The 8,269-nt window shown below is 64.6% G+C and carries 6 protein-coding genes; all 6 read right to left on the bottom strand.

Features of this window, described 5'->3' with window-relative positions; translation table 11 throughout:
- Positions 1-97: 97 nt before the first annotated feature.
- On the bottom strand, positions 98-547 hold the full coding sequence (locus CWO89_RS37160; protein WP_130583334.1) for a c-type cytochrome: 450 nt from the start codon (positions 545-547) through the stop codon (positions 98-100).
- A 105-nt stretch (positions 548-652) separates the two neighbouring features.
- Positions 653-2,962, bottom strand: coding sequence for a xanthine dehydrogenase family protein molybdopterin-binding subunit (locus CWO89_RS37155; protein WP_130583333.1), 2,310 nt, complete (start codon positions 2,960-2,962; stop codon positions 653-655).
- Between the two features lie 136 nt (positions 2,963-3,098).
- The gene (gene murJ / locus CWO89_RS37150) at positions 3,099-4,628 is read right to left on the bottom strand and encodes a murein biosynthesis integral membrane protein MurJ (RefSeq protein WP_130583332.1); all 1,530 of its coding nucleotides are present in this window, start codon (positions 4,626-4,628) and stop codon (positions 3,099-3,101) included.
- A gap of 43 nt (positions 4,629-4,671) precedes the next feature.
- On the bottom strand, positions 4,672-5,823 hold the full coding sequence (locus tag CWO89_RS37145; protein WP_130583331.1) for a DegT/DnrJ/EryC1/StrS family aminotransferase: 1,152 nt from the start codon (positions 5,821-5,823) through the stop codon (positions 4,672-4,674).
- Positions 5,824-5,853: 30 nt separating this feature from the next.
- Positions 5,854-6,870, bottom strand: a complete 1,017-nt coding sequence (locus CWO89_RS37140; RefSeq protein ID WP_130583330.1) for a Gfo/Idh/MocA family protein — start codon at positions 6,868-6,870, stop codon at positions 5,854-5,856.
- Between the two features lie 259 nt (positions 6,871-7,129).
- Positions 7,130-8,269 (bottom strand): mannose-1-phosphate guanylyltransferase/mannose-6-phosphate isomerase (locus tag CWO89_RS37135; protein ID WP_130583329.1); only part of this gene is annotated, 1,140 nt, incomplete at its 5' end.

Genomic DNA, 8,269 nt, shown 5'->3' with positions numbered 1-8,269 from the left:
AGGTATCTCCGCGATAAAGACTCTTCGTGTGGAGAGAGCCCTCACCCGGCGCTTACGCGCCGACCTCTCCCGCAAGCGGGAGAGGTGAAACCTCCCGTCACTTCAATTTGACACGATAGGTGTCGTGACACCCGCCGCAGCGATCGTTGATGGCGGTGTAGGCCACCTTCAACTGATCGAGATTCTTGACCTTGCCCTTGAAGTCGGCGATCGCCTTCGTGACCGGCGGGATCTTGGAATCAAAATCGGCCTTGTTCTGCCAGATCTTGGGCGACGACGTGTAGTGGGCATCCTTCACGTCTTCCTTTGGGTTGGTGGCAAAGACGGTCGCGATCTTCGCGACGTTCGTTTCGAGATCGGAGAGCGCCGTATCGACCGCCTTCTGGTCGTACGGGATATCGCCCTTCACCATTTTCCCGATCACGGTGTACATGCTCTTCGCCTGCGACCGCATCAGGTTATCCTGCTGAACGGCGATCTCCTGCTGAGCCATGACAGCGCTTGCACCGAGCAGCACGCCGCACACCACCATAACCATCCGCTTCATCGGCGAATTCTCCTTTTCGTGAAGCTTTTGCCGGACGTGCCCCTACCGCCGCTTCTCCAGTAGAACCCGTGCGCGGGGATTTATTCCCGCGCTACGAGATCGTCATCAGAGATTATGGCGTCGCTGCGCCTCGCGGATCGCGATCCAGACCCGCTCGGGGGTGGCGGGCATATCGATGTGGTCGATCTTGTATTCGCGCCACAGGCCTTCGACGATCGCGTTGACGATTGCCGGACACGAGCCGATCGCGCCGGCTTCGCCCGCGCCCTTGACGCCAAGCGGATTGGTCGCACAGGGCACGTTGTGGGTCTCGAACACGAAGGACGGACCGTCGGAGGCGCGCGGCACCGCATAGTCCATGAAGGTGCCGGTGACGAGTTGGCCGTCGGTTGCGCTATAGACCGCCTGCTCCATCAGCGCCTGCCCGATACCCTGCATCGCGCCGCCGTGAACCTGACCCGCGAGCAGCAGCGGGTTCAGTGTCACGCCGAAGTCATCGACGATGACGTAGTTCACGATCTTGATGATGCCGGTCGCCGGATCGATCTCGACTTCGGCCAGATGCGTTCCGTTCGGATAGGTGCCGTCGGCACTGGCGAAGGTCGCGCTGGCGTTCAGCTTCGACGGATCGACGCCGGGACGCTTGGCGAGATCGGCAAAGCTGATCGAGCGGTCGGTGCCGGCGATGCGGATCACACCGTCTGATATCTCGAGGTCGCCGGCGCTTGCTTCCAACGCCTGCGCCGCGATCTCCTTCAGTCTGTCGCCGAGCGCGGCGGTGGCGCGCTGCACGCTGACGCCGCCCGACGGGATCGAAGCCGAGCCGCCGGTGCCAAGACCCGTTGCGATCTTGTCGGTGTCGCCCTGCAGGATGTGGACGCGCTCGGGCGGCAGGCCGAACTGTTCGGCAACGAGCTGCGCATAGGCGGTCTGGTGGCCCTGCCCGCTCGATTGCGTGCCGATCAGGATCGAGACGTCACCATTGGGGTCGAGCGCGACATTCGCGGTCTCCTCGCCCATTGTGCCGCAGATCTCGACATAGGTTGCAAGCCCGATGCCGCGCACCAGACCGTTCTTCTTCGCCGCCTTGGCGCGCTTGGGAAATTCCTTCCACTCCGCGATCTCCATCGCGCGCTTCATATGCGCGGCGAAGTCGCCGGAGTCATAGACCTTCCCGGTCGCGGTCTTGTAGGGCAGCGCCTTCGGCGGAATGAAGTTCTTGCGGCGGATCGCATCCGGCGTCATGTCGAGTTTTCGCGCGGTCGCATCAACCAGGCGTTCGACGACGTAAGCCGCCTCCGGCCGTCCGGCGCCGCGATAGGCATCGACCGGCACGGTGTTGGTGAACACGGTGCGGACGCGGCAATGGAAGGCCTGGATGTCATAGAGGCCCGGCAGCATGCCGGCGCCGCCATGCGGAATATACGGGCCGAAGGTCGAGAGATAGCCGCCCATGTCGCCCATCAGGTCGACGTCCATGCCTAGGAACTTGCCGTCCTCGGCCAGCGCCATTCGCGCGGTCGTGACGTTGTCGCGCCCCTGCGAGTCGCCCATGAAGTGGTCGGCACGGTCAGCCGTCCATTTGACGGTCTTCTTCAACTGCCGCGCGGCGACCGCGATCAGCGCATATTCGCGGTAGGGAAACAGCTTGGTGCCGAAGCCGCCGCCGACATCGGGGCAGATCACCCGCATGTTCTCGACCGGGATCTTCAGGATGTTCTGGCAGAGGATGTCGCGCAGGCGATGGCTGCCCTGGCTGCCGATCGTCAGCGTCAGATGATCCTTCTTGGCGTCATACTCGGCGACCGCCGCACGCGTCTCCATGAAGTTGGTGACGATGCGCGGATTGACGATCGAGATTTCCGCGACCGCATGCGCCTTGGCAAAGGCTTCCTCAGTCGCCTTCTTGTCGCCGATCGAGACGTCGAACAGCACGTTACCCGGCTTGTCGGGCCAGACCTGCGGTGCGCCCGGCTTCACGGCATTGACGACGCCGATCACGGCCGGCAGCGGCGTCCACTGCACGTCGATCGCCTCGATCGCATCGCGCGCCTGATCGATCGTCTCGGCGACGACGAAGGCGACGGCATCGCCGACATGACGCACCTCGTCCTTGGCCAGGATCGGATAGGGCGGACCGGTGAACGGGTCGGTCTCCAGGTTGAACAGGCACGGCAGATCGCCGAGATCGGCGACCTCGGCCGCAGTCAGGATCAGGCTGACGCCCGGCAGGCCGCGCGCCTTGGTGACATCGATGGTGAACTTCGCATGCGCATGCGGCGAGCGCAGCACCAGCGAATGCAACGCCGGCTGCGGCGCGACGTCGTCGGTGTAGCGGCCCATGCCGCGAATGAGCGCGTCGTCTTCCTTGCGGCGTACACTCTGGCCGACGCCGAATTTGATGGGGGCTGCCATCGTCACTCCAATTGTCGTTGTTGTCCACGCCATCTTGGCGTGTTTCCCGCCATATTGGCGCGGTTGGGAAAGAAGCGCAAACCGCGAATTGCGGAGCTTGGAAGCACCGCAACAAAAAGCTGATTTGACTTGAAAACTATCCGCGCCGCAGGGCGAAGAGCCATCCGCGCCCGAACAGCACCAGGATGGAAAAGCCATAGACGAAGGCGCCGACTGCAATCAGGAGCGCAAGGATGGTTTCATCGCGCAGCACATGCATCTGCGCGAAATAGACGGCCGCGAATCGCTCGGTCCACCAAAGCGCCCCCGCGAGCACGAGGCCGGAGACGGCGAATTTCGCAAAGGTCAGCATCATCAGGCGATCGAGCTCAAGATAGCCGGCGCGCACCGCAAAGCCGAGCACCAGCAACAGGTTGATCCAGGCACCTACGGCGGTGGCGAGCGCAAGCCCGATCTGGGCGAGCGGGGCCATCAGGCCGATCTTCAGCAGCAGATTGGCCCCCAACCCGGTCAGCGACGCCTTCACCGGCGTTGCCGTATCCTTGCGTGCATAGAACGTCGCAACCGCACTGCGGATCATCACGAACGGGATCAGGCCGATCGAATAGGCCGCCAATGTCGCGGCGGCCGCCGCCGCGTCGGCTTTGGTGAAGGCGCCGCGCGCAAACGCCGCGCGCACGATGATATCGGGCACGGTGAGGAAAGCCGCGACAAAGGGCACGGTGGCAAGCAAGGTGAAATCAAACGCGCGGCGCTGCGCACCCGCAGCCCCCGCAACATCCTGTGCGGTGATCCGCCGCGACATTTCCGGCAACAGCACGGTGCCGACGGCAATCCCGATCACGCCGATCGGCAGTTGATAAAGCCGCTCGGCGTAATAGAGCGCCGACAGCGCGCCGGCCGCGAGGAACGTCGCGATGATGGTGTCGGCGAACACGGCGACCTGCGTGCCCATCGAGCCCAGCGTCGCCGGCCCGATCGCGCGGAAAAAGGCGCGGACGTCCTCATCCAGCCGCGGCATGGCAAAGCGCGGCAGCGTGCCGTGCCTCGCCAGATCGCCCGCGAGCAGGAAATATTGCAGGAAGCCGGAGATCAGCACGCCCCAGGCTGCAGCGTGACCCGCACTCGGGAAGAAGGCCGCCAGCGCCAGCGTCGCCATCATCGACAGATTGAGGAGGATAGACGCCCCGGCGGCGCTGGCAAAGCGCTGCATCACGTTGAGCATGCCGCCATAGAGCGTCACCATCGTGATCAGCAGCAGATACGGAAAGGTGATGCGCGTCAGCTCGATCGCAAGCTGTCGCTGCTCGGCGTCATCGGTGAAGCCGGGCGCCAGGACGCGCAGCGCCTGCGGCATGAAGGCCCAGGCCAGCGCCAGCAGGATCAGTTGCGACAGGAACAGAAGCGTAAAGATGCGGTCGGCGAACAGGCGCGCGGACGTATCGCCGCCCTTGCCGTGGACATGGGCGTAAGCCGGGACGAACGCGGTGTTGAACGCGCCCTCGGCGAAGATCGCGCGAAAATTGTTCGGCAGGCGCCAGGCCACCAGGAAGGCGTCGGCGATCGGTCCCGCGCCGAGGATCGCGGCGAGCATGATGTCGCGCGCGAGGCCCGTCAGCCGCGAAAGCAGGGTGTAGCCGCCGACCGTGAAGATGCGTCCAAGCATGCGCCGGTTCTAGCCCAAGCACCGGCGCCGCAAAACGGCGAAATCAGGACGAAAGCGCGCCGCGCACAGCCTCGATGATTCGCCCCTGCGTCGCCTCGTCGAGATAGGCGTGAATCGGCAGGCTGACGACGTCGTTCGAAAGCCGTTCGCTGACCGGCAGGCCGCCCTCCGCCACCGGGAAGTCGCGGTAGGCGGTCTGCTGATGCATCGATTTCGTATAATAGATCGCGGTCGGAACGCCCTGCGCCTTCAGCGCCGCGGCAAAGCCGTCACGGTCGGTGCCCTCGGGCAGGCGGATGGTGTAGCACGCCCAGATCGAGCTGCAGCCGGCGGCAAGACGCGGCACGGTCACGACATTGCCGAGCCCGCGCGCATAGCGCTCCGCGACCTCATTGCGCGCTGCGATCTCGTCCTCGAAGATCTTGAGCTTCTCGAGCAGCACGGCCGCCTGCATGGTGTCGAGCCGCCCGGTCAGGCCGAGGCGCACATTGTCGTATTTATCGGAGCCCTGGCCGTGCACGCGGATGCTGCGCAGCGTTTGCGCAAGCTCCTCATCGTCTGTGAAGATCGCGCCGCCATCGCCGAAGCAGCCGAGGGGCTTTGCCGGGAAGAAGCTGGTCGTCGTCGCTAGGCCAAAGGTGCCGATCCGCCGCCCCTTGTAGCTGGCGCCAAATCCCTGGGCCGCGTCATCGAGCACGAACAGGCCCTCGGCCTTGGCGACCGCGGCGATCGCATCATGATCGGCGCTCTGCCCGAACAGGTCGACCGGAATGACGCCGACGGGCTTGAGGCCTCGCGCCTTCGCGGTCGCAATGCCTCGCTTCAGCGAGGCGGCATCCATGTTGAACGTCGCCTCATCGACGTCGACGAAAACCGGCGTAGCACCAGTCAGCGCCACCGATTCGCCGGTCGCGCAGAACGTGAAGGACGGGCACAGCACCGCATCGCCCGGGCCGACCTTCTTGGCCATCAGCACCATCAGGAGCGCGTCGGTGCCGCTGGCGCAGGCCACCACATGTTTTGCGCCCGAGAACTTTGCGAGTTCGGCCTCCAGCGCCGACACTTCCGGCCCGCCGATGAACTGGCAATGGGAGAGCACGCGGGAGACCGCCTCATCGACGGAGGTGCCAAGCCGGCGGCGCTGCGCGGCAAGGTCGATGAAGGGAATGGGTTCTGGGCGCATATGCTGGTTCATGGGACCTTGCGGGACGCGTGAGTAAGACTGTCAGCCGGCGACGCGGCGCGGGGCCTTGCGAGCGATGGTCGCGGCGGGCGTGGCCGGCGCTTCCAGACATTTGATCGCGATCTCGAGGCTCGCGACGCCCTCGTTGCCGGATACCGCCGGCTCCTTGCCGCTCCTCACCGCGTCGAGGAACGCAATCAATTCGGCGCGCAACGGTTCGTCGTGGCCAACCGGCAAATGCCGCATCGAATAGCTGCCGTCGGGCTTGAAGCCGAAGCACTCGGTGACCTGCCGGGTCAGGAGATCGCCCATCACATATTTGCCGCGCGTTGCGACCGTGACGCTGCGCGCCTTGAACGGCGTCAGCCAGTTGGTGTTGATATGGGCGAGCACGCCCGAGGCGGTACGGAATTGCAACAGCGCGATGTCCTCGCGCTCGGCCACGGCGCTGGAGAGTTGCGGCTGCACGTCGACGATTTCAGACTCGGTGAACCAGCGGATCAGATCGATGTCGTGCACGGCCAGATCGATGACGACGCCGACATTGGACATGCGCGGAGGAAACGGACCGACGCGGGTGATGCCGATCGAGAGGATGTCTTCGCCCGATATCGCCTGCTTGATCGCGGCCACCGCCGGGTTGAAGCGTTCGACGTGGCCGACCATCAGCGTCACGCCGGCCTGCCGCGCGGCGGTGACGATGTCGTTGCCCTCCTCGACCGTGGAGGCGACGGGCTTCTCGACCAGGATATGGACGTTCTGCGCGATACAGGTGAGCGCGATCTCGTGATGCAGATGGGTCGGCGCCGCGATCGTCACGGCATCGACGCCTTCGGCGAGCAGTTCATCGAGCGTCGCAAACGCCCGGCAGCCGACCAGCGCAACGGCGCGTGCGCGATGTTCAGCCAGGGGATCGACGATCCCAACCAGCGTGACCTCGGGCAATCCCGCCAGCACGCGTGCATGGTTGCTGCCCATGACCCCCGCACCGATCACCCCGACGCGCAAGGCACGCCTGATCCCGGCTTTTGCGGCCAACCCCGACCCTTTGGAACTCATGTGGTTACCCCAACAGACTTTTGGTGGCGCCCATCGGTTGCGCGTTCTTCCCCGGACCAGCCTGATTCACCGAATCAGGCCGCAGCCCTATCCCCTTGTCCTGACGTGCTTTCTTTCCCCGAAGCATCGTCACGCACACGCTATAGCATGCCGTCACAAATGTGGCGAATGCCAACGCGCAAATCCGGACACGTTTTGATTCAAAAGATTACACGGTCTCGCCGTCCATCTGGGACGAAATCGATGCACGGCGCAACCATCAGGTGCGCTGATAATCGTCCTCGATACGGATGATGTCGTCCTCGCCGAGATAGCTGCCGGTCTGCACTTCGATCAATTCCAGCAGGATCTTGCCGGGGTTCTCCAGCCGGTGGACCGCGCCGATCGGGATGTAGATCGACTCGTTCTCGTGCACGATCTTCACCGTTTCGTTGACGGTGACGCGCGCGGCGCCACGGACCACGATCCAGTGCTCGGAACGGTGATGGTGCTTCTGCAGCGACAGCCGCTCGCCCGGCTTGACGATGATGCGCTTGACCTGGTGGCGTTCGCCATTGTCGACCGACTGGTACGAGCCCCAGGGCCGATGCACCTTGATGTGGTTCTCTGTGACCTCGGGCGCCACCGTCTTCAGTTTCGCCACCAGGCGCTTCAGGCCGTTGGCGTCCTTCTGCCGCGACACCAGGATGGCGTCCTGCGTCGCGACCACCACGAGGTCGTCGACGCCCTCGAGCGCGACCAGCGCGCGGTCGGTCCAGACGTTGCTGTTGCGGGAGTCCTCGAAGACCGCAGCGCCGCGCGCGGCATTGCCTTGCCCGTCTTTATCAGACAATTCCCACACCGCGTGCCAGGAGCCGACATCCGACCAGCCACAGGACACCGGCACCACCGCCGCGCGCGCGGTCTTTTCCATCACCGCATAATCGATCGAGATCGCTTTCGCCGATCCGAACGCATCCGCATCGAGCTTGACGAAGCCGAGATCGCGCTCGGTCTTCGTCACCGCCTCGGTCACCGCCTCCACGCTCGCGGCATCGAAATTGCGGTACTCGTCGAGCAGGACGTCGGCGCGGAACATGAAGTTGCCGCTGTTCCAGAGATAGCCCGACGTGATGTAGTCGGCCGCGGTTGCCGCATCCGGCTTCTCGACGAATTTTGCGACCGCGCGCACCTGCCCCGAAATGCCATCGCCGGGGCTGATATAGCCGTATTCGGTGGCCGGGCGCTCGGGATTGACGCCAAAGGTGACGATGCGGCCTGCTTTCGCGGCAATCAGCCCCTCGCGACAGGCGGCGACGAAGGCCTCGGTGTCTTCAACCACGTGATCGGCGGCGAGCGCCAGCACGGTCGCGTCCCTGTCGCGCGCTTGTGCAAAGGCGGCGCCGGCCGCGATCGCCGG

It is taken from the genome of Bradyrhizobium sp. Leo170 (assembly GCF_004296405.1).
Classification (GTDB): domain Bacteria; phylum Pseudomonadota; class Alphaproteobacteria; order Rhizobiales; family Xanthobacteraceae; genus Bradyrhizobium.
This window is presented reverse-complemented; position numbering and strand designations above follow the sequence as displayed.

Bases quoted from the DNA above. Each gene is read 5' to 3' on its own strand.
- CWO89_RS37160 (WP_130583334.1), bottom strand. From the start codon at position 547: ATGAAGCGGATGGTTATGGTGGTGTGCGGCGTGCTGCTCGGTGCAAGC.
- murJ (WP_130583332.1), bottom strand. From the start codon at position 4,628: ATGCTTGGACGCATCTTCACGGTCGGCGGCTACACCCTGCTTTCGCGG.
- CWO89_RS37145 (WP_130583331.1), bottom strand. From the start codon at position 5,823: ATGAACCAGCATATGCGCCCAGAACCCATTCCCTTCATCGACCTTGCC.
- CWO89_RS37140 (WP_130583330.1), bottom strand. From the start codon at position 6,870: ATGAGTTCCAAAGGGTCGGGGTTGGCCGCAAAAGCCGGGATCAGGCGT.
- CWO89_RS37155 (WP_130583333.1), bottom strand. From the start codon at position 2,962: ATGGCAGCCCCCATCAAATTCGGCGTCGGCCAGAGTGTACGCCGCAAG.